25 protein-coding genes and 3 pseudogenes are annotated in these 24,892 nt (G+C 63.9%); 11 read left to right on the top strand and 17 right to left on the bottom strand.

Translation table 11 applies throughout. The features are described from left to right. Positions 1-183: pseudogene (locus tag IED13_RS24890) on the top strand (FAD binding domain-containing protein); the annotation flags it as partial. 130 nt (positions 184-313) lie between these two features. On the opposite strand, the gene IED13_RS24895 reads toward IED13_RS24890, so the two are convergent. After that, complete coding sequence (locus IED13_RS24895; RefSeq protein WP_038358516.1) at positions 314-667, bottom strand: nuclear transport factor 2 family protein; 354 nt, start codon at positions 665-667, stop codon at positions 314-316. Positions 668-802: 135 nt separating this feature from the next. On the opposite strand from IED13_RS24895, the gene IED13_RS24900 reads away from it, so the two are divergent. The 7 genes from IED13_RS24900 (at position 803) to IED13_RS24930 (ending at position 6,771) form a co-directional block, all read left to right on the top strand. Next, positions 803-1,723: an AAA family ATPase gene (locus IED13_RS24900; protein ID WP_113254883.1), complete on the top strand. Its 921-nt coding sequence runs from the start codon at positions 803-805 to the stop codon at positions 1,721-1,723. 50 nt (positions 1,724-1,773) lie between these two features. Further along, a complete protein-coding gene (locus IED13_RS24905) occupies positions 1,774-2,154 on the top strand; it encodes a nuclear transport factor 2 family protein (RefSeq protein ID WP_191125807.1) in 381 nt (126 codons plus the stop codon). Beyond that, positions 2,151-3,350, top strand: coding sequence for a vWA domain-containing protein (locus IED13_RS24910; protein WP_191125808.1), 1,200 nt, complete (start codon positions 2,151-2,153; stop codon positions 3,348-3,350). Before IED13_RS24905 ends, IED13_RS24910 begins: the two co-directional genes overlap by 4 nt. A 142-nt stretch (positions 3,351-3,492) precedes the next feature. After that, the gene (locus IED13_RS24915; RefSeq protein ID WP_191125809.1) at positions 3,493-3,831 is read left to right on the top strand and encodes an XdhC family protein; all 339 of its coding nucleotides are present in this window, start codon (positions 3,493-3,495) and stop codon (positions 3,829-3,831) included. Next, positions 3,831-4,460 carry a LysE family translocator gene (locus IED13_RS24920; RefSeq protein ID WP_113254881.1) on the top strand — a complete coding sequence of 210 codons (630 nt, stop codon included), beginning with the start codon at positions 3,831-3,833 and terminating at the stop codon, positions 4,458-4,460. The genes IED13_RS24915 and IED13_RS24920 overlap by 1 nt, the downstream gene beginning before the upstream one ends. Before the next feature lie 3 nt (positions 4,461-4,463). Next, the gene (locus IED13_RS24925; RefSeq protein ID WP_191125810.1) at positions 4,464-5,156 is read left to right on the top strand and encodes an XdhC family protein; all 693 of its coding nucleotides are present in this window, start codon (positions 4,464-4,466) and stop codon (positions 5,154-5,156) included. Between the two features lie 13 nt (positions 5,157-5,169). Then, positions 5,170-6,771: an NTP transferase domain-containing protein gene (locus IED13_RS24930; RefSeq protein ID WP_191125811.1), complete on the top strand. Its 1,602-nt coding sequence runs from the start codon at positions 5,170-5,172 to the stop codon at positions 6,769-6,771. 166 nt (positions 6,772-6,937) lie between these two features. Here IED13_RS24930 and bcsS read toward each other — a convergent pair whose 3' ends face one another. Further along, positions 6,938-7,642 (bottom strand): cellulose biosynthesis protein BcsS, encoded by a 705-nt coding sequence (bcsS, locus tag IED13_RS24935; RefSeq protein WP_162738004.1) that lies wholly within the window; start codon positions 7,640-7,642, stop codon positions 6,938-6,940. 198 nt (positions 7,643-7,840) lie between these two features. Between bcsS and IED13_RS24940 the strand changes: the two genes are divergently transcribed. Beyond that, positions 7,841-8,110, top strand: a complete 270-nt coding sequence (locus tag IED13_RS24940; protein WP_038358499.1) for an usg protein — start codon at positions 7,841-7,843, stop codon at positions 8,108-8,110. Between the two features lie 79 nt (positions 8,111-8,189). Further along, complete coding sequence (locus IED13_RS24945) at positions 8,190-8,789, top strand: exopolysaccharide biosynthesis protein (protein ID WP_112764548.1); 600 nt, start codon at positions 8,190-8,192, stop codon at positions 8,787-8,789. A gap of 12 nt (positions 8,790-8,801) precedes the next feature. Here the strand turns inward: IED13_RS24945 and IED13_RS24950 are convergent, their stop codons facing one another. From IED13_RS24950 to IED13_RS25020, 15 genes and pseudogenes are all read right to left on the bottom strand, one after another. After that, positions 8,802-10,961: a putative bifunctional diguanylate cyclase/phosphodiesterase gene (locus tag IED13_RS24950; protein ID WP_162720212.1), complete on the bottom strand. Its 2,160-nt coding sequence runs from the start codon at positions 10,959-10,961 to the stop codon at positions 8,802-8,804. Positions 10,962-11,129: 168 nt separating this feature from the next. Next, positions 11,130-11,879: a proteasome-type protease gene (locus tag IED13_RS24955; protein WP_112764549.1), complete on the bottom strand. Its 750-nt coding sequence runs from the start codon at positions 11,877-11,879 to the stop codon at positions 11,130-11,132. A 101-nt stretch (positions 11,880-11,980) separates the two neighbouring features. After that, complete coding sequence (locus tag IED13_RS24960; RefSeq protein WP_191125812.1) at positions 11,981-12,808, bottom strand: transglutaminase family protein; 828 nt, start codon at positions 12,806-12,808, stop codon at positions 11,981-11,983. 171 nt (positions 12,809-12,979) lie between these two features. Continuing rightward, on the bottom strand, positions 12,980-13,921 hold the full coding sequence (locus tag IED13_RS24965; RefSeq protein WP_038358495.1) for an alpha-E domain-containing protein: 942 nt from the start codon (positions 13,919-13,921) through the stop codon (positions 12,980-12,982). Between the two features lie 73 nt (positions 13,922-13,994). Beyond that, entirely contained in the window at positions 13,995-15,410 is a 1,416-nt protein-coding gene (locus IED13_RS24970; RefSeq protein WP_038358494.1) for a circularly permuted type 2 ATP-grasp protein, read from the bottom strand. A gap of 165 nt (positions 15,411-15,575) precedes the next feature. Further along, positions 15,576-15,941, bottom strand: a complete 366-nt coding sequence (locus IED13_RS24975) for a DUF488 domain-containing protein (protein ID WP_191125813.1) — start codon at positions 15,939-15,941, stop codon at positions 15,576-15,578. Between the two features lie 14 nt (positions 15,942-15,955). Then, a pseudogene (locus IED13_RS24980) lies at positions 15,956-16,126 on the bottom strand (JAB domain-containing protein); the annotation flags it as partial. A 105-nt stretch (positions 16,127-16,231) separates the two neighbouring features. Beyond that, complete coding sequence (locus tag IED13_RS24985) at positions 16,232-16,462, bottom strand: helix-turn-helix domain-containing protein (protein ID WP_004620414.1); 231 nt, start codon at positions 16,460-16,462, stop codon at positions 16,232-16,234. 708 nt (positions 16,463-17,170) lie between these two features. Then, positions 17,171-17,461 carry a PilZ domain-containing protein gene (locus IED13_RS29375; RefSeq protein ID WP_012047213.1) on the bottom strand — a complete coding sequence of 97 codons (291 nt, stop codon included), beginning with the start codon at positions 17,459-17,461 and terminating at the stop codon, positions 17,171-17,173. A 771-nt stretch (positions 17,462-18,232) separates the two neighbouring features. Beyond that, positions 18,233-19,538, bottom strand: a pseudogene (locus IED13_RS24995) (ABC transporter ATP-binding protein). Positions 19,539-19,553: 15 nt separating this feature from the next. Then, positions 19,554-21,311, bottom strand: coding sequence for an ABC transporter permease (locus IED13_RS25000; protein ID WP_035017373.1), 1,758 nt, complete (start codon positions 21,309-21,311; stop codon positions 19,554-19,556). A gap of 297 nt (positions 21,312-21,608) precedes the next feature. After that, a complete protein-coding gene (locus IED13_RS25005) occupies positions 21,609-22,145 on the bottom strand; it encodes a hypothetical protein (RefSeq protein WP_041751101.1) in 537 nt (178 codons plus the stop codon). A 164-nt stretch (positions 22,146-22,309) separates the two neighbouring features. Next, positions 22,310-22,969: a response regulator transcription factor gene (locus IED13_RS25010; RefSeq protein ID WP_004620406.1), complete on the bottom strand. Its 660-nt coding sequence runs from the start codon at positions 22,967-22,969 to the stop codon at positions 22,310-22,312. Then, complete coding sequence (locus tag IED13_RS25015; RefSeq protein WP_210323749.1) at positions 22,966-24,156, bottom strand: sensor histidine kinase; 1,191 nt, start codon at positions 24,154-24,156, stop codon at positions 22,966-22,968. Before IED13_RS25015 ends, IED13_RS25010 begins: the two co-directional genes overlap by 4 nt. Before the next feature lie 4 nt (positions 24,157-24,160). Beyond that, positions 24,161-24,445 carry a metal/formaldehyde-sensitive transcriptional repressor gene (locus tag IED13_RS25020; RefSeq protein ID WP_041751100.1) on the bottom strand — a complete coding sequence of 95 codons (285 nt, stop codon included), beginning with the start codon at positions 24,443-24,445 and terminating at the stop codon, positions 24,161-24,163. A 61-nt stretch (positions 24,446-24,506) separates the two neighbouring features. Here IED13_RS25020 and IED13_RS25025 point away from each other — a divergent pair, with 61 nt between their 5' ends. Next, on the top strand, positions 24,507-24,728 hold the full coding sequence (locus IED13_RS25025; protein WP_041751099.1) for a hypothetical protein: 222 nt from the start codon (positions 24,507-24,509) through the stop codon (positions 24,726-24,728). Positions 24,729-24,892 lie beyond the last annotated feature (164 nt).

The raw sequence follows: 24,892 nt of genomic DNA on the forward strand, positions 1-24,892 counted from the left end.
GTCTTCCGCTGGCCCGAAGCTGAAGCCGCGCTGAAGGCCCGCTTCGCGCCGAAATCTCTGGACGGGCTGAAGCATACGGCGAAGGGCATCAATGGCGACATCCATGCCGATGCCGAATACCGCGCCCATCTGATCGGCGTGATGGCCAAGCAGGCCGTGGCGCAGGCGACAGGAAAAGCCTGAGCTGGCCATCGCGCGTCATGCTCGGGCTTGACCCGAGCATCTCGGGCCGGGGAGGGCGCCAATCAGCGCCTTCTCGTCACGAGATTCCCGGGTCTGCGCTTTGCTTCGCCCAGGATTGACGCGAGGCGCGTCAATAAAAGAAGCGTTCCTCGACGATCTTGCCGTCTCCGATCGTGTAGAGGCCGACTTCGTCCATGATCCGCCGTTCGCCGGTTTCCTTGACGGTGACGTCGACATGGAAGCGGACCGCGAACTGGTCGCCGTTGAGATAGGGACCTTCGCTGCTGAAGTCGTGCATCTCGTGATGGGCGGCCCACCATTCGCCCTTCTGCCTGACCGCTTCCTTGCCGCGGCAGACCGCCATCGGCCCCGGCATGTTCTCATAGCTGACGATATCCTCGGCGTTGAAGCGGCTGGCGGCCTCGTCGTGCTTGCCTTCCTTGAGGAGGGCGGTGAAATCCTTGGCGATCTGTTCGGTGCTCATGATCCGTGCTCCGTTGTCTTCGTGTCGGAAGGCCGGCGGCTGGAGGCTACAATTCCTGCCACCCCGCCATGTCAGCAGCATGGCTGTGCGCCGCCACGCCTTCCTTCGCCGGCGCTGCCGCGTTAGAGAACGAGCATGCTGAATTCCTCCCGCATCCCGGCTTCCATCGACGCGACGCTCTCGCTTCTGCAGGGGCAGGGTTATGTCGCCGACCGCGCGCTCGCGACCGTGCTGTTCCTGGCGCTCAGGATGAAGCGGCCTCTGCTGCTGGAGGGCGAGGCCGGCACCGGCAAGACCGAGATCGCCAAGGTGCTGGCGGCGGGGCTTGGGCGCCGGCTGATCCGGCTGCAATGCTATGAGGGGCTCGACCTCGCCTCCGCCGTCTATGAGTGGAACTATGCCGGGCAGATGATGGCGATCCGGCTGGCTGAGGCGGGTGGTGCTGCCGGAGACCGCGAGCGGCTGGAAGGCGATATCTTCTCCGAGAAATATCTGGTCAAGCGGCCGCTGCTGCAGGCGCTGGAGCCGCAGGAGGGCGGGCCGCCGATCCTGCTGATCGACGAGCTCGACCGCACCGACGAAGCCTTCGAGGCCTTCCTGCTGGAAGTGCTGGCCGATGCGCAGGTGACGATCCCCGAGCTCGGCACGGTCAAGGCGGCCGAGCCGCCGATCGTGATCCTGACCTCCAACCGCACGCGCGAGATCCATGACGCGCTGAAGCGTCGCTGCCTCTATCACTGGGTCGGCTATCCCGATGCGGTGCGCGAGCTCGCCATCCTGAAGGCGCGCGTGCCGGAGGCTCCGGGCAAGCTCTCGAAGCAGCTCGTCGCCTTCGTGCAGGCGATCCGGAAGGAAGAGCTGTTCAAGGCGCCGGGCGTTGCCGAGACGCTGGATTGGGCGACGGCGCTGGTCGAGCTCGATGCGGTTGCGCTCGATCCCGCGATCGTCTCCGATACGCTGGGCGCGCTCCTGAAGTATCAGGACGACATCCAGGCGATGCAGGGCTCGAAGGTGAAGGAGCTGCTGGATCAGGCCAAGGCCGAGGCGGGGCGCTGATCCACCGACCGCGGCAGCAGACCGATTGGCGAGGCGCGAGGGAGGCTGTCATGAATGCGGACATCAAGGCCGTCGAAGCCACGGTGCGGACCTATCTCGACGGGCTCTATGAGGGCAACGCCGAGAAGCTCGCCCATGTCTTCCATCCCACCAGCGCGCTGACCACGGCCCGCGAGGACGGCACGATCCAGATCCTGCTGTGCGATCAATGGCTCGAACTGGTGCGCAACCGGCCGTCGCCACAGGCGAGCGGGCTTCAGCGCGACGACCACATCCTGACCATCGATCTCGTCGGGCCGACGCTGGCGCTGGTCAAGGTCAAGTGCCAGATGCCGCCGCGCTACTTCACAGACCTTCTGTCCCTGCTGAAGATCGAGAGCCGCTGGCAGATCGTCCAGAAGGTGTTCATGACGGAGACGGTCGGAGCGTGAGCGGGAAGCTCGCCGAGAACGTCGCCTATTTCGCTCGTGCCTTGCGCGCGGCCGGCTTGCCGGTCGGGCCGGGGGCCGTCACCGAGGCTGTCGAGGCGCTGGCCGAGGGCGCGCTCGGCGGGCGTGAGGAGATGTACTGGGCGCTGCATGCGATCTTCGTGAAGAAGCATGAGGACAGCGCGGTCTACGACCAGGCCTTCCGGCTGTTCTGGCGCCGACGCAACCTGATCGAGAAGATCATGGCGCAGATGTCGCCGGTCTCGCCCGGCGCCGAGCGCCAGCCGGAGAAGGCGGAAGCCGGGGCGCTCAGGGTGGCGGAAGCCTTCACCCCGCCGCCACGCGAGGACGAGCCGCCGGCGGAGCTCACCGAGCTCACGGCGCGACTCACCGTCTCCGATCGCGAGATGTTGAAGTCGCGCGACTTCGCCCAGATGAGCGCGGCGGAGATCGCGCGCGCCAAGCAGCTCATCGCCGAGCTCAGCCTGCCGGATGACAGCATCGAAACGCGCCGCTTCCGGGCGGCGGCGCGGGGCCTGCGCATCGATCCGCGCCGCACCTTCCGCCGCTCGCTGCGCGGCGGGGGCGGCTCGATCGACCTCGCCTTCCGCGAGCGGGGGCAGGTGCATCCGCCGGTCGTCGCGCTGGTCGATATCTCCGGCTCGATGGCGGAATATTCGCGCATCTTCCTGCATTTCCTGCATGCGCTGACCGAGAAGCGCCGGCGCGTGCATTCCTTCGTCTTCGGCACGCGGCTAACCAATGTCACCCGCATGCTGAAGGCGCGCGACCCCGACGAGGCGCTGGCGCTGGCCGGCAAGGCGGCGCCCGACTGGGAGGGCGGCACGCGCATCGCGACGGCGCTGCACATGTTCAACCGCGTCTGGTCGCGGCGGGTTCTGTCGGGCGGGGCGGTGGTGCTGCTCTTCACCGACGGGCTGGAGCGCCATCTCGACGACAGCCTCGCCTTCGAGATGGACCGGCTGCACCGCTCCTGCCGGCAACTGGTCTGGCTCAACCCGCTGCTGCGCTACGATGCCTTCGCGGCGCGCGCCAGCGGCATCAAGGCGATGCTGCCGCATGTCGACTCGTTCCGGCCGATCCACAACCTCGCGGCGATGGCCGATCTCTGCGCTGCGCTGTCGCGGGACGCAGAGCGGGAGAGCGATCCGCGGCTCTGGTTGAAGAAGACGGGTTGAGGCATGATCTTAGCGGAGCTAGCCCGCATCCTGAGGAGCGATCGCAGATCGCGTCTCGAAGGATGCTCCAGCCTGCTCTGGAACATCCTTCGAGATGTCGCTTTCGCGGCTCCTCAGGATGAGGGCTGAGGAGATTGGCATCATGATCAGCACCGAAACCGATATCCTGCGCGCTGCCGAGGAATGGGCGGCGGCCGGCCGTGGAGTCGCCATCGCGACCGTCGTCGAGACCTGGGGCTCGGCGCCGCGCCCGGTGGGCTCGCATCTCGTCATCGACGGGGAGGGGAATTTCCTTGGCTCCGTCTCGGGCGGCTGCGTCGAGGGGGCGGTGGTGGCCGAGGCCGCCGACGTCATCGCCGAGGGCAAGCCGCGGGTCCTGGAATTCGGCGTCGCAGACGAAACGGCCTGGAAGGTCGGGCTCTCCTGCGGCGGGCGCATCAAGGTCTATGTCGAGCCGGTTCGCAGCAAGGATAAGCACTGATGGCCTCCTGGGAGACCCTTGTCGCCTTCGCGACGGTGACCATCCTCGTCGCGTATTTTCCGGGGCCGGCGCTGCTCTACACCGCCGCCCAAACGATCAGCCATGGCCGCAGGGCGGGGCTGATGGCGATGCTCGGCATCCATCTCGGCTGCTATGTCCACGTCTTCGCCGCGGCCTTCGGCCTGTCGGCCGTGTTCAAGCATGTGCCGGAACTCTATATGGCGGTGAAGATCGCCGGCGCGATCTATCTCGTCTGGATCGGCATCGGCATGATCCGCTCGCGCCTGGGCGCGCCCGACCAGCCCATCGCGCCGCCGAAGACGGTGAAACGGGCGCTATTGGATTCCTTCATCGTCGAGATCCTGAACCCGAAGGTCGCGCTGTTCTTCATCGCGCTGTTGCCGCAGTTCGTCGATCCGGCCGGCTCGCTGCCGGTCTGGGCGCAGTTCCTGATCCTCGGCATGGTGGTCAATTTCGCCTTCTCCTCGGCCGATCTCGTCACCGTCTTCGGCGCCTCGCTCGTCGTGGGAGCGATGAAGAAGACCAGGACAGGGTTCGCCTTCGGGCGCTGGATCGGCGGCTCGCTGATGATCGCGCTCGGCCTGAAGCTCGCGACCGACAGGGGCTGAACGGTGGATCTCGCCATCCTCTCCGCGCTCAATGACGAGCGCGCAGCGCGGCGCGCGGCGGTGCTGGTGACCGAACTCGCGAGCGGCGCGCAGCGGCTGGTGCGGCAGGGCGAGATCGCGGCCGATCCGCTGGCCGAACTCGTCGAGAAGCAGTTGCGCACCGGCAAGAGCGGCATGGTCGAGGCCGAGGGCGCTTCCTATTTCCTGACCGTGCAGGCGCCGCATCCGCGTATCGTCGTGACGGGCGCCGTCCATATCTCGCAGGCGATGGCGCCGATGGCGAAGGAACTCGATCTCGATCTCGTGATCATCGACCCGCGCACGGCCTTCGCCACCCCGGAGCGCTTTCCGGGCGTGGCGCTGCTGCCGGAATGGCCCGAAGAGGTCCTGCCGCAGGTCGGGCTCGACGGCTACACCGCCTTCGTCGCGCTGACGCATGATCCGAAGATCGACGATCCCGCGCTCACGGCGGCGCTCCGCTCGGACTGCTTCTATATCGGGGCGCTGGGCAGCCGGAAGACGCATGGCAAGCGGCTGGAGCGGCTCGCTGCGGCCGGGTTCGGCGAGGAGGTGACACGGCGCATCCATGCCCCGATCGGGCTCGATATCGGCGCTGTCTCGCCAGCCGAGATCGCGCTCGCTATCCTGGCGGAGATCGTGAGCAGCCTGCGCGGCCCGCGCAGGAAGCCCGCCTGAAAGGGCACGCATCATGAAGTTCGGCCCCATCGCCATCGCCGATTCCGTCGGCTGCATCGCCGCCCATACGATTCGGGCCGGCGCGACGACGGTGAAGAAGGGCGCGCTGGTCACCGCGGAGATCGCGGCCGGGCTCGCCGGAGCCGGTATCGGCGAGATCGTCGCCGTGCGGTTGGAGCCCGGGGATGTCGCGGAGAACGAGGCGGCCTCGCGGCTTGCCGCGCGCCTGACCGGCAAGGGCATCGTCGCGGAAGCCCCCTTCACGGGGCGCGTCAACATGTTCGCGACGACGGCGGGCGTGCTCACGGTCGATGTCGCGGCGATCGACGCCTTCAACACCGTCGACGAGGCGATCACGGTGGCGACGCTGCCGGCACTCAAGGCGGTCGTCGCCGGCGAGCTCATCGCCACCGTCAAGATCATTCCCTATGCCGTCTCGGAAACGCGGGTCGAGCAGGCGCTCAGTGCGCTCGGCCCGGAGCGGGCCATCGCGGTCGCGGCCTATCGCCCCTCGAAGGTCGGCGTGATCTCGACGATCCTGCCGGGGCTCAAGCCCAGCGTCGTCGACAAGACGATGCGCGTCATGATGGACCGGCTGGCGCCGGCGGCCGCGGTCCTTTCGGCCGACAGGCGCGTGCCGCATGAGACGACGCCGCTGGCGGAGAGCATCGGGGTGCTGGCGAAAGGCGACAGCGACATCATCGTCGTCTTCGGCGCCTCGGCGATCACCGACCGGCGCGACGTGATCCCGCAAGCGCTGATCGAGGCGGGCGGACGGGTCGAGCATCTCGGCATGCCGGTCGATCCCGGCAATCTGCTGATGCTCGGCGAGATCGACGGCAAGCCGGTGATCGGCGCGCCGGGCTGCGCGCGCTCGCCCAAGGAGAACAGCTTCGACTGGGTGCTGCAGCGCCATCTGGCGGGCATCCGCGTCGGCCGCGCCGATGTCCAGCGCATGGGCGTGGGCGGGTTGCTGATGGAGATCGTCTCGCGGCCGCAGCCGCGCGCGCCGGGGCAACATGGCCCCGGACATATTGCCGGGATCGTCCTGGCGGCCGGCCGCTCGACCCGGATGGGCGCCGACAACAAGCTCCTGCAGGAGCTGCGCGGCAAGCCGATCGTGCGTTATGCCGTCGAGGCGCAGCTCGAGGCCCGGCTCGATCCGGTGCTGGTCGTCACCGGCCATCAAAAGGAGGCGGTGGAGGCCGCTCTTTCCGACCTGCCGATCCGCTTCGTGCACAATCCCGATTATGCTTCGGGGCTCGCCGGCTCGGTTCGCGCCGGGGTGGCGGCACTGCCGTCCGAGGCCGAAGCGGCGGTGATCTCGCTCGGCGACATGCCTAACGTAACTTCTCAGGTCATCGAGCGCCTGGCCGAAAGCCATCTCCAGCAGCCGGATTCGCTGGCCGTGGTGCCGACGCTGTTCGGCCATCGCGGCAACCCGGTGCTGCTGGCGCGGCCGATCTTCCCTGCGGTTTCGCTGCTGACCGGGGATCGCGGGGCTCGCCGCCTGCTTGACGAGGCCGGCAGCCGCGTCGTCGAGGTTCCCTTCGAGGATCCGGCCATCGCCATCGACGTCGATACGCCGGAAGCGCTCAGGGCGTTGCAGGGCTGACGGCTCGCCTGTAGCGGCCGTTTTGTGCCCTGAGCCCCCCATCCTGAGGAGCCATTCCCAAGGGATTGGCGTCTCGAAGAATGCTTCACGAGGCTCCGGAGCCATCTGGAGCATCCTTCGAGACGCCGCTTCGCGACTCCTCAGGATGAGGGTTCGCGCATTTTCGTCAGCGCTGCCAGTGCAGGCCGAGCGTCGCGTAAGCCTCCGAGGGCCGGTCGCTGGTGCGCTGCCAGCCGCCGGCGAGGCGCCATTCGAGGCCGAGCAGGCGCAGGCCCGTCAGATGCAGTCCAAGGCGCAGCTTGCGATAGTCCCGTTCGCGATAGGCTTCGACCTCCGGTCCGACATAGAAGCCGAGCGGCATCTGCCAGCCGGGAGCGGCACGCGCCCAGAGGCGCCGGTCCAGCGTCGAGGCATAGGCACTAGCCTGGAACATCATGCCCGGCAGCGGCGTGGACCAGAGATCGGCCTGCAATCGCGCGCCGTAACGTGTCTCGATCAGCGACGGGCCGAGTGGCTCGTCGCGCCTCTCGCTCTGGACGTCGGAGCCGGCATAAAGGGCGACGAACGTGTCGCCGATGCGCCATTCATAGCCGAGCAGCGTCTGGGTCTCGGCCTTGTAGGTGGTGCCGCGCGGCGACTGGCGCCGCGTCTGTTCCTGCGATCCGCCAGCCTTCAGGAAGAGGCGGAAGCCGCTCTGGGCCAGGCCGCCGCCGATGGCGCGCTTCATTCCGACCGACAGGAAGGTCTTGGTCGGGCCGGCCTCCATCGAGCCGAAGATCACGGTCGAAAGCCGGGAACGCTCCTCATCCGCTTCATCGTCCTCGGCAAGGGCGGCCGAACAGACGGACAGGGGCAGGGCCGCGACGACCATCGCCAGCCTGGTCCGACCGGTTCTGCGGCTACCCCACGCCACGCATGCCCCCGGCCCGCCGAGCGTCCCCCTTGCGCCGCAGACGAGCCTAAGAATTGCAGCAGTTTGGGAGTAAGCTTGCAAGCTTTTGTTAACCAACCGGGCGCAGCCTCGACGCATCCGGCTAAGCTTTCAATCCCGCTGGGAGGGGAGGTGCAGATGGTTTCAGAGGACTTCATCAGGCAGCTCGAGGGCTATGGGCTGACGACGGCGACGATCCTGTATCGCATGCCCGATCATCTCAGCGTGCTGCAGACCTTCATCTGGCAGCAATACGACGTCGCTCCGCGCTTTCCCGTGCTGCATGAATTTCTGGATTTCTGGCGGCGCGAGCTCGACGGGCCGGTGCATTCCGTCACCGTCGCGCATTCGCGACTGATCCGGCCGGCGGAGATCCGCAGCGTCAACGGTGTGCTGACACTGCATTGAGCGCCTGCGTCGCGCGTGCTTGTTGCGGGTTGCCCCGCCGTGCTAGGCGGGCAGCTCAATCCGGCACGGCCTGGCTCTCTTGTCATCTCCCTTACGCACATCCGGACTTCTGAAGGCGCTGGCCGGTCTGCCCGGGGAGCGTGTCGAGGTCGGCACCATCATCGCGGCGCTGCAGGATCGCGCCTATGCGCTGCTTGTGGTGCTGCTCGGCCTGCCCAATTGCTTGCCGATGCCGCCGCCGATTCCGCTGGTCTGCGGGCTTGTCTTGGCCTTCGTCGCGCTGCAGATGCTGCCGGGCCGGAAGACGCCCTGGCTGCCGCAGGCGCTGCTCAGGCGCAGCATCGGCAAGCCGGAGCTCAACCGCGCCATCGAGCGGGCGCTGCCGCCCCTGATCTGGCTCGAGCGTTTCTCACGGCCGCGGCTGACGATGCTCGGCGGTCCCTATGCGGTGCCGATCCTCGGGCTCGTCATCCTGATCCTGGCGCTGGGGCTGATCGTCGCGGCGCCGTTCATCGGGCAGATCCCCCTCGGGCTCGCCGTCTGCCTGGTCGGGCTCGGGATGGTCGAGCGCGACGGCGTGCTGATCATCGCGGGGGCGGTCATCGGGGCGATCGGGCTCGCGCTCAGTGCCGGTTTCGCCTATGCGATCTTCAGCGGCATCCAGGAGCTGCTGTTCTGATCGGGTGTCCGGTCAGGCAGCGAGCACTTCAGCAAAAGGGTTGTTCACCGCGAGCAGGCGGTCGATCTCCTCGGCGGGAACCGCCCGCGAGAAGAGGAAGCCCTGCAGTTCGTGGCAGCCGATGGCCTGGAGGAAGCGGTGCTGCTCGGCCGTCTCCACGCCCTCGGCGCAGACGCGCAGGCCGAGCGCGCGGCCGAGATGCGCCATCGAATGGACCAGGATCGCGGATTCGCCGGTTTCTTCCATGTATTCGAGGAAGGAGCGGTCGATCTTGATCTTGTCGAAGGCGAAGCGGCGCAGATAGATCAGGCTCGAATAGCCCGTGCCGAAATCGTCGAGCGCGAGCCCGACGCCATGGGCCCTGATGTCCATCATCGCGGTTTCGGCCGCGTCGGCATCCTCGATCAGGACACCTTCGGTCAGTTCCAGCTCGAGCTGGCCGGGATCGAAATCCGTCTCCCCGATGATGCGGATGACGTTGGCGACGAAGTCCTTGTGGCGGAACTGGATCGGCGAGACGTTGACGGCGAGGCGGACGCCCTTCCAGCGCCTGGCTTCCTGGCAGGCGCGCCGCAGCACCCATTCGCTCAGCGGCACGATGAGCCCGCGCTCCTCGGCGATGGCGATGAACTCCGAAGGCGGGATCATGCCATGCTCCGGATGCGGCCAGCGCACGAGCGCCTCGACGCCGATGATGGTGGAGCCGTCGATCGAGACCTGAGGCTGGTAGTGCAGGGTGAGCTTGTCCTGCTCGATGGCGTTGCGCAGATCGTCCTCGACCATGCGCTTGACCTGGAGCGCGCGGTTCATCTGGGGCTCGAAGAAGGACCAGCGGTTGCGACCGCTGTTCTTCGCCTCGTAGAGCGCAGTGTCGGCGAGCTTGAGCAGCGTCTCGCGCTTCGCGCCGTCGCGCGGTGCCAGGGCGATGCCGACCGAGCAGCCGATGGTGACCTCGACGCCCATGACGGTGAAGGGGGCGGTGAGAGCGGCCAGGATCCGCTCGCCCAGCGCCGCCGAGCCGGTTGGGGAGGCATGCGCCTGGATGACGCCGAATTCGTCGCCGCCCAGGCGCGCCACCGTATCGCCCGCCCGCACGGTGCCGAGGAGCCGGTTGGCGACCTGGCGGATGAGCTCGTCGCCGGCCGTATGGCCATAAGTGTCGTTGACGGCCTTGAAGCGATCGAGATCGATGAGAAACACCGCAAGCGCCGAGTCGCCGCGGTCGAGCCGGGCGAGTGCCTGGTCGAAGGTCAGGTCGAAGCTGCGCCGGTTGGGCAGCAGCGACAATTCGTCCTGGCCGGCCAGGCGCTGGATCTCCTGCTCGCGTAGCGTGATCTGCACGGCTGCCGCGCGCAGGCGCTGGACCACGAAGACGATGATGCCGGAGAAAAGCACGCCGACCGAGATCAGGGCCCAGAGGAAGCGCTCCAGCATGACGTCGCCGGGGCGGTCCGGTGTCCAGGTCAGCCAGGTGCTGACCGATGCGTCCGGAGAGGGAATGGGCAGGCTCGACAGCGCGTCGGAGGGCTGTCGATCGACGAGGCGCATGCCGGCGACGCGGTAGCCATCCGCCAGCTCGGCCAGCATGGTACCGGACAACCGCCGATAGGCGACGAAGGACAGCCGCCCCAGCGACGGCGAGTGAACCGGCGTCGCGATGCGCGACAAGTCGATCACCATCAGCAGGATCGTGTCGCTGCCGTTGCTGGCGATGGTCGACCAGGCCGAGCCGCGATCGGAGGATAGGCTGCCGGCCACGGGCCGGGAGTTTCCTCCGGGAATGAAGCCGCTGAAATGTCGCAGGCCGTCATAGCCGGCCTGGCCGGCGGGCTCGCCCGCTTCGACGCCGGCGAGGACGGTTCCGGATGCCGATGCGATATAGGCTCCGTCGAAATCGGCGAGCTGGCCGCCCAGGCGGCTGAAGGCGTTCTGCAGTCCGGTATGGGGCTCCGGTCCGCGCAGCGTCTCCTGGAAGGCGCCCGCGATGGCCAGCCGTTCCAACCTGAGCTCGCTGGCGCGAATCTGATTGTTGAAGGCGGCTTCGATGCGCTCGCGCTGGCGTTGGGCTTCGAGCCGATTGGCCTCGCGCGTGATCGCGATCACCACGGCCGCACCGACGGCCAGCAGGAGCAGGAACGCGCAGCCCAGCGTCGCGACGGTGCTCGCGAACATGCGCGCGGATGAACCCGCGTTCGTCATCTTCGCGGTGGCAGGTTGCAGCATTGCACGTCCGGCATCGATCCTTCGATGCGAGCTAACCGCGTAAGTATTGACATCCCGTTGCCTTGGCGCCGGGATTTACCGCGAAAATGAGGCCGGCTTCACGAAGGGCCGGAGTCTTTACGGGGAGCTGGGCCCGTAGGGCGGGCGCGGAATCGCCATGTGGGCGGCCCGCAGCGCGGCGGACCAGCGCTCGCGCAGATCGTGGAAATAGGGTTCTCCGGCCTCGATGCGGCGGTTGAGCTCGAGGTCTTCGGCATCGCGGCGCATGACCAGCAGATCGATCGGCAGGCCGACGCCGAGATTGGAGCGCATCGTCGAATCCATCGAGATGAGCCCGACCTTCAGCGCATCGTAGAGATGGGTCTTGAAGGTGACGGCGCGGTCGAGGATCGGCTTGCCGTATTTGTGCTCGCCGATCTGCAGGAAGGGTGCGTCGATGCCGCATTCGATGAAGTTGCCGGCGCCGTAGATCATGAAGAGCCGCATCGGCTGGCCCTTGATCTGCCCGCCGAACAGCATGGACATCTCGAACTTGACGCCGGCCTCGTCGAGCGCCGGCCCGTCGATCTCCCGGACATGGCGGATGCAGCGGCCGACGAGCTGGGCCGCCCGGAACATGGTGGTCGCGTTCCGCAGCGTCTCGATCTCGCCGGTCTCGGGATGGGGCAGGCCCTCGTGCAGGAAGCTGATGACCGATTGCGTGATCGAGAGGTTGCCGGCCGTCGCCAGCCCGAAACTGCGGTCGCCTGGCCAGGAGAAGATGTGGAGCTTGCGGAAGGTCGAGATATCGTCGAGCCCGGCATTGGTGCGGGTGTCGGCGATCATCACCAGCCCGTCCTGCACGAGGATTCCGGCGCAATAGGTCACGGTCGCGGTCCTTCGATCCCTTAAGTCCGTCAATCGCTTGTGGCCTGATCCGACCAAATCGAATCAACGTGGCCGGCTTAAGTTTCGGCCGCCAGCTACGGCTATTGATTGACCTGCCGACTGCCGGCTTCTTGTGCCGTGACGAGAACGTTGAGGTTCTCGCCTCCGCCGCCCTGGCGCGAGCCCCGGACAGGGGCGGCGTCGGCGAAATCCAGCCCTACCGCGACACGCACATGTGTGTCGATGGGGCACAGGCCATTGGCGCTGTCGAAGCCGATCCAGCCATAGCCATCGAGATAGACCTCGGCCCAGGCATGGGCGCCGCTGCCCAGGAGCAGATCGTCCGATCGCGCGACATAGCCGGAGACGTAGCGTGCCGGCTGCCCGAGATGGCGCGCGCAGGCCATGAAGACATGGGCGATATCCTGCGGGATCGCCTCGCCCGCCGCGAAGGCAGCCGGTGCGCCAACGCCGGTGTGTCCGCTGGCGTCGAGGCAGGTCATGCGCTCATGGACCGCGGCCATCAGCGCATGCATCTGCGAGAGCGGCGTGCCGGCGCCAGCGGTGGCTTCGTCGGTGAAGGCGCGCAGCGCATCGTCCTGCGCGGTCAGAAGGGTGTCGCGCCGATAGACGTCGCAAGGGACCCGCTCCAGCCCGCCACGGATGACACCGGCGAGATCGACGGTTTCGATCAGCCCGTCGACCTTGATCCCGAGTGCGGAGATCGGGCCGTCGGCGTAGAAGGTGTGAACGATATTGCCATGCGCATCCTGCGAAGCCCGCAGGCGCCCGTCGATGCTGGGCTCGATCCGCCACGACATGACGTGCTGGCCGTCATGGTCGCGTGGCGTCAGGCGCAGGATCTGGGCGATATGCCGGGCCGGCTCGGCATATTCGTAGCTGATCGTGTGGGAGATCCTGATCCGCATGGGTCTCGGCCGTTCCGGGCGTTTAGATCCTTTCCGCGTTTCCCTGAAGCGCGGAAAGGATCTATCTCGTTGTTTTATCGCATTTTCTTCACGCGAACCGGTGTCCACTTCGCTCGAAAATGCTCTGGATATCTGTCGTTCTACCTGCCGGTTCGCGGCGAGGCGAGCGGGTCACTGCAGGTACTGCTCGACGATCGTATTACCGAGGCCGTTGTTTTCCGTGATGAAGTCCTCGATGAACTCGTGCAGCCCGTGCTGGAAGATGTTCTCGATGCGCGTGTTGCTGAGGTTCGCCAGAGTCCGGCGCGCCTGGCGCTGGGCCGCGCCTTGCCGGCCATAGGCGTCGCCGAGCGAGTCGAGGAAGCGCGAGATGTTCTCGTAGCAGGCGGCGAGAGAGCGCGGCATGCGCCGGTTCAGGATCAGCAGATCGGCGATGAGCACCGGCTTCACCGCCTCGCGATAGACCCAATGATAGGCGGTCAGCGCCGAGACCTCGCGCAGCACCGTGGTCCACTGGAAATAGTCGAGCGAGCCGCCGATCTGCTCGTTGGCCGGCAGGAGGACGTGATACTTCACGTCCAGGATGCGGGCGGTGTTGTCGGCGCGCTCGAGATAGACGCCGAGCCGCGAGAACCAGTAGCCGTCGTCGCGCAGCATGGTGCGGTAGGCCGAGCCGTCGAAGACCAGCGAGACATTCTTCACCCAGTCGAGGAAGCGGGCGAATTCCTCGCGGTCCATGCGCTTCTTCTCGAAGCGTTGCAGCTCGAGCCAGGCGCCGTTCAGCGCGTCCCACATCTCCGAGGTCAGCGCCGTGCGCACCGCCCGCGCGTTCGAACGCGCCAAGGCGAGGCAGTTGCGGATCGAGGAGGGGTTGTCGGGGTTGAAGGTCAGGAAGTCGCAGACATTGCGTTCGTTCGCTTCGCTATAAGCCTGGGCGAAGGTGTCCTCGCAGCCGGCGGTCAGGACCGCGCTCTGCCACTCGGTGCCGGCGCCGCCATAGGTCGAAGGCAGGTTGGTGAGACGGGTCGTCGCATCGAGGATGCGGGCGAGGCATTCGGCCCGCTCGACATAGCGGGAAACCCAGTAGAGGCTGTCTGCAGTGCGCGAGAGCATGGTCAGCGAGGGCCTTTCCGCGGCGAGGCAGGCAGCATCCGGAAGGGAGCGTTGAGGCGATCGGGAGAGCGCGTCATGCGTCGAGCACCCAGGTGTCCTTGGTGCCGCCGCCCTGGCTGGAGTTGACGACGAGCGAACCTTCCTTCAGCGCGACGCGGGTCAGCCCGCCCGGCACGCAGGAGATGCCGTTGGCGCCGGAGAGCACATAGGGCCGCAGGTCGACATGGCGCGGCGCCACGCCCGAGGCGACGAAGGTGGGGCAGGTCGAGAGCGCCAGCGTCGGCTGGGCGATGAAGCCTTCCGGGCTCGCCTTCAGCTTGCGGCGGAAGGTCTCGATCTGCGCCTTGTTGGCGTGCGGGCCGACGAGCATGCCGTAGCCACCCGAGCCGTTGACCTCCTTGACGACGAGCTTCTCCAGATTGTCGAGCACATAGGCGTTCGCCTCGGGCTCGCGGCAGCGAAAGGTCGGGACGTTCTTCAGGATCGGCTCCTCGCCGGTGAAGAACTTCACGATTTCAGGCATGTAGCTGTAGACCGCCTTGTCGTCGGCGACACCGGTACCGACGGCGTTGGCCAGCGTGACGTTACCGGCCTTGTAGGCGCCGATGATGCCGGGCACGCCGAGTACCGAATCGCCGCGGAAGACGAGCGGGTCGATGAAGTCGTCGTCGATGCGCCGGTAGATCACGTCGACGCGCTTCGGCCCTTGCGTGGTGCGCATGTAGACCACGTCGTCCTTGACCAGCAGGTCCGAGCCCTCGACCAGCTCGACGCCGAGCTTGTCGGCGAGGAAGGAGTGCTCGTAGAAGGCCGAGTTGTACTGGCCGGGCGTCAGCAGGCAGATCGTCGGGTCCGAAGGCGCGCTGCGCGGCGCGACCGAGCGCAGCGTCGCCAGGAGCTGGTCAGGGTAGTTGTCGACGGGGGCGACGCGGTGCATCGCGAAAAGCTCCGGGAAGAGCCTGAGCATCACCTCCCGGTTTTCCATCATGTAGGAGACGCCCGATGGCGTGCGGGCATTGTCCTCGAGCACATAGAATGTGTCTGCGTCGACCCGCACCACGTCGATGCCGGCGATGTGGCAATAGACGCCGTGCGGCACCTTGAAGTCGACCATTTCGAGCTGGTAGCAGGCGTTGCGATAGACCAGATCGGGCGGGATGATGCCGGCCTTCAGGCATTCCTTGGGCCCGTAGACATCGGCCAGGAACATGTTGAGGGCGGTGACGCGCTGGCGCAGCCCCGCTTCCAGCTTGGTCCATTCCGGCTTGGTGAGGACGCGCGGGATGATGTCGAAGGGGATCAGGCGCTCGGTCGATTCCTCGTCGCCATAGACTGCGAAGGTGATGCCGATGCGCCGGAAGAAGAGTTCCGCCTGCGAGCGCCTCAGCGCCAGCGTTTCGGCCGGAGCCTCCTTCAGCCAGCGGTCGAGCGCGTCATAGGCTGGCCTCAACTCCTGCCCCGAGCCGGTCATTTCATCGAACGCAACCATGCGGCCGTCATCCCCATTTTCGTCAGCCTATGCGCATTCGCAGGCGTTCGGGAAGAGGGGGGCAAGCCGGCCAAAGGGGCAAGCATGCCTATTCCTTGGGCAGAAGCGGGCGGGCCGGCTCGGCGAATAGTCTAAGACCCGCCGTTACGGAAGGCGCAGCCGCGATCAGCCGCTCGCGGGAGGATGCCCGGCGAGCCACAGGCGCAGCGCTTCGGCGTTGTTGCGGGTCTCGTCCCTGGCGGCATAGAGCAGCGTCACCGGGCCGGCGGCGATCTTCTCCATCAGAATGGCAAGCGCAGCCTGCGCCGGCGCGCCACCGAGCTCGGCCGCATAGGCCGCGCGGAAGGTTTCCCACTGATCCGGATGACCGTGAAATTCGTGCCGCAAGGCATCGCTCGGCGCGATGTCCTTGAGCCAGAGATCGATCCGCTCCTTCCTCACGCCGCGCGGCCAGAGCCGGTCGACCAGGATGCGGGTGCCGTCCTCCGGGGAGGGGGGATCGTAGACGCGCTTGACCGATAATTGCGCCATCGCTGCCTCCGCGCTCAGCCCTCGATCAGCCCCAGGCTGCGGAAGCTCGCATGGCCGTCGCGGCCGACGATGATGTGGTCGTGGATCGCGATGCCGAGCGGCTTGGCGATATCGACGAGCTCGCGCGTCATCCGCATGTCGGCGCCGGAGGGAGTCGGGTCGCCCGAGGGGTGGTTGTGCATCAACCGCGTCGCATGCGGTAACCTATTGAATTAATGATGGTTTCTGGTAATGCCCGAGGGGGCGGGGGTATGAGTTTGGGGTCGGTAGATCGTGAAGTTGCGTGACATTCACTTTCGTTCAGCCTCTGTCTCAATGAGTTTATGCGAAGCACGGCAGATCACGAGATTCTTTTTGTCCCAATCCTCGAGTCCAGGCACGGGGTAAAGCACCGACTTGCCGATTTTGATGTATGGCGGACCGACGCGCTGTGCTCGCCAATTGCGAAGGGTGCCGACAGAGATCTGACCGCGGTATCGCTCGGAGACCTCTTCGGTGGTCAGAAATTTCTCTTCGGCCATCTGCACCTCCGTCGTAAATCCAAGACTATGACCCGGGATTTGGTCACCGGTCGCGCATCGAGCGGAAGCCTGCGCATGTCTCCGTCACATTGTGGAGGTGCTCGTCCCGGCTTGTCACGATGGCGCACGAGCAAGATGAGAGTTGATGCGGCTTGTGGGAAGTCGTTGTTGATTGCGATGGGGCCGCAGGATGGGCGAGGTTAGAAATCGGATGGCCATCGTACGAGACATGCCACCCGGACCTCTTGGCCCATCCTGCCTTCACGCCAATCGGTCGGCGCCGATCCGTGATATTGCGTGTCTTGGGGGCGGCCTCGTCAGCCTACCCGGCCGCATTCGAGAAGAGATTGCCTAGCGGCGCAACTTATTTAGACTTATTCGGATCATTATGAGGATAACCAGAGCGAAGGTGGCCAACGTCGCAAATATCGTGGCCTTTCCCGTAATTACCTCGTACCCACATACAATCGAGACGATGACGGACAATGTAGCCAAGGCAATGTAACTTGGAATCGGGCGCTTTATGGCGGCAATAACGACGACGATCATGGTGAAAAGATTTGCAACAAGCGTTATTTGCGTAGCACTCACTGTCGAATCCCTATCGTGATCGCTTTCATCTTGTTGCGCTGGCTTGCTGAGAATGCACAGGCGCTGAGGGATGAGGCGCTCTTACCTGCTCGCCGTATCAGACCACTTTAGGCGTGCTCATTCTCTTGAAACTCCGATGAGATTCCCGCGGCGCCAGATTATGCGGCATGACATCGTTATGCCGGCACTCGGTACGTCCAGCTCAAACTTGTCCGGGATGTGGATCGAGGGCTCGACTTCGAGACGGGCGCCGGACTCCGAAACATTTCGCACCATGCAATTGATGACCGAGGATTGCTGATTGAAAATTATTCGGCCTGCGAGGAGTGTGCGCCGGCGCGGAGAGTTGCGGCGATCGTTTGCAGGGACATCCCGCCGACCGCTGGAATTGTTTATCGGATTGCTCATGTATCGAGCAGCCTCAAACGTTCAGAGAGCCTATGAACTGTCGAGTGCCACCGTTCATAGGGTTGCATTGATTTCAATTCCTTCCCGCGATTTAGCTAGCCCTCCCGAGGGCACCAAGTCGTATACCGAGGTATATTGTGCGGTTGTATGCGAACCGCCTGTGCGAGAAGAGCGGTCGAGGTTGCCGTGCGTGCCAATACCAGGCCCGGAAACCATGATGACCTCGCACAAGATGGCAGCTTTCCGCCTTGCGGCGCCTCATCGAAATGCAAGCTTGAATCCCCAGGCGCGAATGCGATGTGCAGCTCGGAGCGTTGCCTTGGTAAAGCGTGCGTCGACCAAGCGGCGACGGTACAGCCACAGCGTTGCATGACAGAGACGGTCCGCACTCGCCAGCACGACGCCTGCCAGCCAAAGCTGTAATCGGACGGGGCGACGGCCTGCTCGGGCGCGCCGGCCCGTGTTGCCGGAACGTCTTGGTGGCTCGCGGTCGTAGAAATCTGATCCAAGGGAGGACCGCGCCAGTCGCTGGGCGGAATCGAAACCGTCGCGCGCGCACCGTTGTGGAACTGTATTCGGGGTGTTGACCTGAGCTGTACAGAGCGTGCGTAACTGTGGCTCAAAGAACGAAAATAGCGCTTGCCTAGTGCCGGTCGCTAAGTTGCGCGCAATACGAATATAGCTGGTCATAACATGCTCCCAAAGTGCGGGATGCGTCGCCAAATTCAAGGCGCGACTCTGTGTTGCTTACGGTGTCTGGTCGGTTTTCGTCTAAGTTGGGTCATCGAGACTGAACAGATCGGTGGTTTCGTGGTAGGCAAAGACCTCCGCGTATCGTGCCCATTGCGTCACTGCCTTAAGTGTTCGGCTGGCGTAGCTTTCGGACATGAAGTCTTCGAGCTCGTCGTGAAAACGCCGGGCTTGGGATTTGTGACTTGGGCGATCGTCGAGGACGCGCCGGATGTGTGCGGCCAGGGGCACATAACTGAGAAGCTGCTGCGCAAAGATCTTCTTGCGTTCATCGACATCGGCCAGTGCATAGCGTCTGCCCGCCGGAAGAAGTTTGATGTCCCCACCTACCAATTCGGCGAAGCGGAGCAACTGCAGAACCTCTGCTATCGGAAATAGATCGTCGGTCTCATAGAGGAGACCGCTCGCAAGTTCGGGCAGATCGGCTCGGCCGTTATTGGGTTCTGCATTTATGGCCTCGATCAGACCGGCCAACGCATTCGTCGAAACAACAGGAAGAGCCATCCCTATGCCGGATCCCGGAAAGAGGCCGTCTCGGGGCTGACTGTCGTCGTTCTTTTGCGTCATGCGGACGTAGATCTGTTCGACCAGCGCACGGAAGGTCGGGTCCTGTCGGTTGCGTGGCTGCGGAATCTCCACCTTGATTTCGCCGATGACGCGCCCGGGATTTGAGGAAAAGAGCAAGATGCGGTCACACATCAGCACCGCCTCTTCGATATTGTGGGTGACGATCAGGATCGATTTGAATTGGCATGCGCCCTTCGGACCAAAGGTCGAGAAGATCCGTGCGCAGCGTTTCCGCGGTTAGCACGTCAAGGGCAGAGAATGGTTCGTCCATGAGCAGGATGTCCGGATCGACAACCAATGCTCGCGCCAAGCCGACGCGTTGGCGCATGCCGCCCGACAGCTCTTTCGGATAAGCGCTTTCGAAACCGTCCAAGCCGATGAGGTCGATCGCCGCCAACGCGCGCTTGCGTCGGTCAGTCGGGGGCACGTTCTTCGCCTCGAGGCCGACTTCAACGTTCTGTAAGACCGTGAGCCATGGAAAAAGCGCGAAGGTTTGAAATACCATCGAAACGGTGGCGCGCTGTCCGTCTTCGATTTTGGGAAACTCAATGACGCCCTGTGTCGGCGTCACGAGGCCGGCAATGGACCGGAGCAGCGTCGATTTGCCGGAGCCGGATCGGCCGAGCAGCCCGACGATTTCATTCTCTTTGAGGGTGAGATCAACGTCGTCGAGGACCAGCAAATCGGGTCCCCCGGACTTTCCGTAGACCTGGCGGACTTTCTGCACTTCGACTAAATTGCGGCTCTCAATGACAACCATGAACTGATCCTCCTCTTAATCGAAGCGCAGCCGGCGCTCGGCGTACCGATAGAGTGGGCGCCAAAGCGTGCGATTGAGGGTGACGACGAAGGCCGACATCACGACGATGCCGACGGCGACCCGCGGCAGGTCGCCAGCAGCGGTCGCGTCGGCGATGAAGGAGCCGAGACCAGTGGCCTGCAGACGTTTGTCGCCCCAGGAAACGGATTCGGCGACGATGCTGGCGTTCCACGACCCGCCTGACGCCGTGAGCGCGCCGGTCACGAAGTAGGGAAAAATGCCGGGCAAGGCGACTTGGCGCCACCATTGCAGGCCGCGCATGTTAAACGTCCGCGCCGCTTCCCTCAGATCGTTAGGAAGTGCGCTAGCTCCAGCAATGACATTGAAGAGAATGTACCATTGCGTGCCCAGAATCATGAGCGGCGAAAGCCAGATGTTCGGATCAAGCCTCAGCCCGATGATGATCACGACCGCGAAGGGAAACAGCACATTGGCCGGGAAGGCGGCCAGGAATTGGGCGACGGGTTGCAGGCGCTCGGACCAGGTCGGCCGTAATCCGATCCACACGCCGATCGGCACCCAAATGATGCTGGCGATCGCAATGAGGACGGCGACGCGAACCAAGGTCGCAAAGCCCAGGCCAACAATTGATATGATGTCCGCCGCTGTCAGGGATGTCGAAATAAAGCGCAGCAGCCAGAGCGAGGCGCCGAAGCAGACCACGGCGATGAAACCGATCCAGAGGCCGTCGGGGACACGAATGATGTGTTTATTGGGGTGGAGCGTTTGACGTCGAGGTGGGGCCGACCAGCTCAGCGCACTCAGGGTTCGGCCAGCCACCAGCAGAAGCTCGATGATCGACGGCAGAAGGCGCGTGCGGCGTGCGAGGTCGTATACCCAGGAGCGCGGTCGTTCACGCGACGCGGTTTGCTCGAATCTGAACTTGTCAGCCCAAGCGACGATTGGCCGGAATATGAGCTGGTCGTAGAGGACGATGACGACGGCCATTGCGAAGACTGCCCAGGCGACAGCGCCGAAATCTTTCCGCTCAATTGCGAGCGCCAACCAGGAGCCGATACCGGGCAATGCGATCGTCGTGTTGCCAACCGCGATCGCTTCCGAGGCGACAACAAAGAACCATCCTCCCGACATCGACATCATGGCGTTCCAGACCAGACCTGGCATGGCGAACGGAAGCTCGAGGCGCACAAATCTGCGCCAGGACGAAAAGCCAAACTGCCTGCTTACCTCATCGAGATCCTTCGGGACCGTGCGAAGCGACTGGTAGAAGCTGAACGCCATGTTCCAGGCTTGGCTTGTGAAGATCGCAAAAATCGCGGCGCACTCGACCCCAAGCTGGCGCCCAGGAAACAAGTTCATGAAGAACATGACGGTGAACGTCAGAAAGCCGAGCACCGGAACCGACTGTAGAATGTCGAGAGCAGGAACGATGATCAGTTCGGCTTTGCGGCTCTTTGCTGCGAGGGTCGCAACAGTCAGAGTGAATATCAGAGATGCCGCAAGTGCCCCGAACATGCGCAGGGTCGAGAGAAGCGCATATTCAGGAAGGTGCAGGAGCTGAAGGTCGACGGGCGCGGCATTGAGAGCCGTCAGCGGTTGGCGCATTTGGCCAACCCCGACGATGACGAGCAATGCGATGACTAGCAGAAGGGCTATGGCGGCGAGGTCTGCCCAACTTGGCCCGGCGAGACGAGGCGCCAAGCTCCTATCGAAATGGCGGTGTTTGCCGTCACTCCTGGAATGAAAGACCATGGCGCCCTCGTGTCAGCCGTGCCGGCCGTCACGAGCGAGCTCTTGTCTAGGCTCGGCGAAACGTCCGTGGCGGCGTAAGCTGTCGACTACCGTCGTTCGGCATCGTTCGGTTTCCTAGAACTGCTCAAGCGAGGCTAGACGATTCCCGCCAAGCAGATTTGCTGTGTCTATAGAGTGCGATCGTTGTTTGCGCTACTTATACCCGGAGGCGTTCTTCGCTCGAAAAGTGTCTGAAGAATATACTCGGGTATATTCGGCGTGGCGCTTTGGCCGTCCGCCGCGCGGATTCGCCGGTGTTCAGCGCATCGTAGTCCAGCCGCTCAATGCAAGAGCAAGAAACGCGACGGCTTCGTGCCAGTAGTTCAGGCGCGCGAGCGTCCAGGCCTCACGACGCACGAGCGCCAGACCAATGCAGATCATGCCCGATAACGCCGTCAAAGCGACGAAGGCGTAACCGAACCCCCATCGCGACGGTATTTGCGCAAGGGCAAAGACGAGAAGTATTGCGAGCTTTAACGCAAAGCGCTTCACGACGTAGCGGATGCTCGGACTATCAGGTTCTCGTGGCCAAGCCTTGATCTTATGGTTGTTGATCGTCGTTGTTTCGATCCCGTTCAAAAGCCTGGGAACGAGTCGGCCGCTCGGCCCGAATAGCGAGGTGATCGCCGCTCGGCCGGTCGAGGTGAGTTCAAGCGTATATTGGTGTTCAACAACGAGGCCTTCGCGAGTCAGCTCTTGCTGACCGAGTTTTCGGACGTGAGCGTCGCCAATATAATCGGTGATCTCGTCGTATCTCAGAGTATCGCCGGCGCTCTTGTGGAGCTGTGCGAACACCGCCAGGATCGCTTGGGCCCTATGTCCTAACGTGGCGGTGTGGGGCACGATCTCCGCCCTTTTCTTCTCGGAGGTACGACTCCGATAGAGCGTTGCGACAAATCAGCTCGTCGCACAACTATCCTCGGGTATATCGAGCAGCAGCGATCCGACCGTGGCTTCTTCTACCGGAGCTCCGCGGGTCCGCTTCTCATCCTTTCCAGTTTCTCTGACATGCGTCCGAGGTCGAGCATGGAATTCGCCTGCATCTTCGTCATGATTTGCCGGCGGCAGACCTTAACGGTGATTTCGCTAAGGTTGAGTGTTGCCGCAATCTGCTTCGTGAGTTGACCCTTTGTAATCAGATCCATCACCTCTCGCTCGCGATTGGACAGCGATTGGTATCGAGCTTCCAATTCGGCATTCATCTCGAGCGCGTTACGGCGCATACGACTTTTCGCCAAGCCGCCGTTGATGGCGTCGAGGAGGTCCTGATCCCTGAACGGCTTTGTCAGGAATTCGATGGCGCCAGCCTTCATGGCGCGGACAGACATGGGAATGTCACCGTGCGCCGTGACAAACACGATCGGAATTTCAGCGTGAGACTTCGCTAGCTCGACTTGAAAATCCAGCCCGTTTTCGCCCGGCATGCGGACGTCCAAGACCATGCAGACGGGTGTCTCCGGAATCGACCAGCGCAAGAATTCGGCCGTAGAGGAGAACGCCACGACGTCGAACCCTTCGGATTCACATAGATTGCTAATGGCTTTCCGGACGGACGGATCGTCATCCACGATCGCCACGGTTGATTTCTGAGTGCGGGTGGCTGGAGCGCCGAGGTTCATTGGTTTGCCTCCTGAGTCCCAGGCAGCGTGAAGTGGAAGGTGGCTCCTGAAGGCTCGCCCTTTTCGGCCCAGATGCGGCCATGATGAGCTTCAATGATCGAGCGGCAGATCGAGAGACCGATGCCCATGCCCCCGGTCTTCGTCGAAAAGAATGCATCGAAGATCTGATTGACATCAGTCGTAGTCAGTCCGCCGCCGGTGTCCTCAATGCTGACCTCGACGCCACTCGGCCGTGTCTTGCGTGATCTAATGCGAATTTCTCGGGGGTCTGCTTGTGCAGCACCGATTGCGTCGATGGCGTTGACGATGAGGTTGAGAACGACTTGCTGTAATTGGATTCGGTCACCGAAGACGCTCGGCAGGCGGTTGTTAAGTTCAGCTCGGACCACGATGCGGTTTTCGTTCAACTGAGACTGGATGAGGACAAGCACCTCTTGTATCACCGCGTTGATGTCGACCCATGCGTTTTGGGGTTCAGCGCGTGTGGTCAGGGCTCTAATTCGAGCGATAATCTCACTCGCGCGCCGTGCGTCCTCGACGATGCTTTCGATCGAACTCGTGACCTTCTGCGGATTTGGCGGCTCACTGCGGATCCAGCGTGTGGCGGCATTCGCATTCGTGATGACCGCCGTCAGGGGTTGGTTCAGCTCGTGAGCGATTGAGGCGGAAATCTCGCCAAGTGTTGTCAGACGAGCCACGTGGGCGAGGTGCGCTTGCGCGCGTTCAGCCGTCTGGCGGGCGGTCTCGGTAGCCAGCGCGAGGTAAGCAGTTGCTGCGATCGCAGTCAGACTGATCGACGTGTTGATGACACCGAGACTGAAGGTGCTCCCGGCGGTTGGAACATAGCTCACGATGGTAAGTACGGCGCTGAGGATGCTGAGCGCGGCACAGCCTAGCGACACGAAGATGACGCCTTGTTTCCGGCAAAAGCGCAGGGACAGGAGGACGACCACGACCTGGAGGCTCGCGGCCGCGATTTCGTAGGGTGTGACCGTGTCGAAAATGAAGATGGCGATGGCGAGTGCTGCCGTGAAGATCGGTAGCATCGGCGAGAAGAGGGCCTGTGGTCGCGGGTCCAGGCGGGAGACAAAGTATGCCCATGGCCGAGCAAAGCGGCGCGCCCGGTTCGGGTGTGCGGGCGCGTTCGGCTCGTCAACGCCCTGAGCTTTGGCGTGAGGCGGCATCATTACGTCACCTAAGATATGTTCGCAGGACACTGACCAACTCGTCCGCGGCGTTTCGCTCGCTCTGGCTGGGCGCGCGGTTGGGGTCGACCATGTGGGTGCGGATGTGGCCGTTGATAACTTCCGCCATGATTCCGTTGATCGCTCCGCGGGTTGCAGTGACCAGGCGCATGACGTCGTTATAGGCTTCGTCGGCGATGAGAGCCCGCTCTAATGCGTCGACCTGGCCGCGCAAGCGGCGGACACGGTTAAGGAGTCGCTGCTTCTCGGCAACGACGTGCGATCTGCCCATTTCGTATACCCGGGTATAGTTGCAATATACCCCCTCGGGTATATATCAAAACCGTGGCGCTGTGAAGACCGGCAACGATTTCACGCGCCAAGGTCCAGCCTATGGTGGGCTGGATTTTCCATTGGCACAGCAAGGGATCGATATGAACCCGCGACCTAGCAGTCTGGCCGACGAATGCGACAGTAGACGCTCGACGTCTGCTCTCGTTTCGCTGCGGCTCGGCTATGCTCAGGGCGACGACACGATTGTCGAGGGCCGCGCGATCCACTTCGCGCTGCTTTGATGCGTGCCGCCTCCTGAGCCCAGGCATCAGGAGGCAAAAAATGACCTTCCAGTTTTCCAGTGTGCGTCCGCAAGGCGTCACTTCCCCAGCGAGCTCGGTTCTCTCTTTCAAGCGCAGGCGCCCGCGGTTGACAGCCCGTTGGCGACTGACGGCGGCAGGGCGCC

Source organism: Allobosea spartocytisi (assembly GCF_014764685.1).
GTDB classification, from domain to species: domain Bacteria; phylum Pseudomonadota; class Alphaproteobacteria; order Rhizobiales; family Beijerinckiaceae; genus Allobosea; species Allobosea spartocytisi.